This is a genomic window from Silanimonas sp., assembly GCF_027531545.1.
GTDB lineage: Bacteria > Pseudomonadota > Gammaproteobacteria > Xanthomonadales > Xanthomonadaceae > Silanimonas.
In genome coordinates this window covers 1-1,850 of the sequence record NZ_JAPZSC010000067.1, presented here as the reverse complement: position 1 = coordinate 1,850, position 1,850 = coordinate 1, and the positions used below count along the sequence as shown (strand labels likewise).

The window sequence follows — 1,850 nt, the reverse complement described above, 5'->3', positions numbered from 1 at the left end:
CCTCGGACAGATCCAGTACCTCTTCAACCGCCGCTACAACCTGAGAACCATCCTGCTTCGGCTGGCCCGCGACGCTGCTCAGGCCGCTCCGCACCCCCTCAAGACGACTCGCGCAGCTGAGGCAGCTTGCTGATCAGGTGGGTTCAAGGGAGCCCTCAGGGGATGATCCCGAGGCGGAGCTACGAGCGGCTCCCAGCGGCCGAGATCGAGGCAGCGGTCGTGGCGCAGATCCGCACCGTGCCAACCAGTCCAGAGTCAGTGGCTGCGGTGGTGCGGCAGATTCAGCGAAGCGGCTCGCCCATCGACGAGGCGACGACGGTACTCGCGATGGGAAGACTCAATGACGTGTGGGACCAACTGTTCCCTGCAGAGAAACATCGCATCGCAAACCTGATGATCGAGCGCATCGACCTGATCCACACCGACGAGTTGCAGGGTGTGAAGGTCAAGTGGCGTGAGCTGGGCTGGGACGCTTTGGTCGGCGAGTTTGCGCCGGGCAGCGTGGGCGCCGAGTTGCTGGAGGTGGAGGGATGAAGGGCGGCCTGCAGGAGACCTTCGTGCCGTTGACGCTGCGGCGGCGCGGCGTGCAGCGGCTGATGCAGGCCCCGCCCGAGGTGCGCGAAACCCATGACTGCACCTTGATCGAGGGGATCGCACGGGCGTTCCACTGGCAGCGACTGCTGGACAGCGGCGTGATGACCAGCGGATCAGACATCGCGCGGGCGGAAGGGCTGCACCAATCGACCGTCAACGAACTGCTGCGGCTGACGCTGCTGGCCCCCGCCATCATCGAGTTGCTGCTGGCTGGCCGACAGCCCCGTCGCATGACGCTGATGTGGTTTCAGCGCCATCCGCTGCCAGTGGACTGGCAGGCTCAGCGCCAGATCGTGGCCCGATTCGAGGAGAAATCTTGAGCACGAAACACCGGGGGCGCTTCGAGGGCGCCCCGGTCACCCGGAGACTGCCTACGCCGGCGGGCGGCGTGAAGTTGGAGACCTTCGTGCCGTGGCGGCTGGTGCCACGCGGCCTCAAGCGCGCGGTGATCACGCCGCCAGGGGCGGCGAAGGCGGTGGAGGCTCATTCGTCGTGGGCCGAGCCTGCGCACGCCGTCGCCACGGACACGGCCTTGATGCGTTCGCTCGGGCTGGCGCACCACTGGCAGCGCCTGCTCGCCGAACAGCGCGCGGCGTCGGTGGCCGACATTGCGAAGGCCGAGGGGCTGGACACATCCCAGGTCCACCGACTGATGCGGCTGACCCTGTTGGCGCCAGAGGTGTTGGAGCGCCTGGTCGACATGCCAGACCTGCCGGTCGAGCGGCTTCTGGGCCGCCCGTGGCCGTATGCCTGGGCCGATCAAGCCCGCGTGCTGGATACGATCCGCTGACCGCCAAGTTGCACCAGAGCCGCCATTGGGCGGCTTTTTTGTTGCCCGACGTCGTGCCGGTCGCCGTCGCGGACCAGTTGCCGATTCCAACCGACGCCTCTAAACCGTTGAATCAGTTGGGAGCGGTCCGGGGAGCCCTCCACGGAGCGTAGAGAAAAACAGAGAACAGAGAGGCCCTGAGGGCCGGAGGGCGGCGGGGGTGCGGCCATCGCGTCCGCAAGATCACACTGCGAACACGCGCCAACACGTGGGGAACACGCAAGAAAAAAGGCCAACCGAGAACGGTTGGCCTTGGATAGATGGTGGTCCGGGGTCACACGAACCCCCTAGCCTGGATTTTTCACGAGGCATGAAGTAGGCGACCTGCCTTCGTTGCGCGTTTTCATAGGTATTCGACGTCTATGGAACCGAACCAACGAGGGAGGTCGCCCAATGCCAAAGTGTACGGATCGCAGGATGGAGCTTG

General features: G+C 65.6%; 3 protein-coding genes. All 3 read left to right on the top strand.

What is annotated here, in order from left to right; all coding sequences use genetic code 11:
• Positions 1-219 precede the first annotated feature (219 nt).
• From O9280_RS17250 to O9280_RS17240, 3 genes are read left to right on the top strand one after another with little or no spacing between them, the layout of a single operon-like run.
• Positions 220-534 carry a hypothetical protein gene (locus O9280_RS17250; protein WP_298345774.1) on the top strand — a complete coding sequence of 105 codons (315 nt, stop codon included), beginning with the start codon at positions 220-222 and terminating at the stop codon, positions 532-534.
• Positions 531-914 (top strand): site-specific recombinase resolvase, encoded by a 384-nt coding sequence (locus O9280_RS17245; RefSeq protein ID WP_298345771.1) that lies wholly within the window; start codon positions 531-533, stop codon positions 912-914. Before O9280_RS17250 ends, O9280_RS17245 begins: the two co-directional genes overlap by 4 nt.
• On the top strand, positions 911-1,384 hold the full coding sequence (locus tag O9280_RS17240; RefSeq protein WP_298345768.1) for a hypothetical protein: 474 nt from the start codon (positions 911-913) through the stop codon (positions 1,382-1,384). The genes O9280_RS17245 and O9280_RS17240 overlap by 4 nt, the downstream gene beginning before the upstream one ends.
• Positions 1,385-1,850 lie beyond the last annotated feature (466 nt).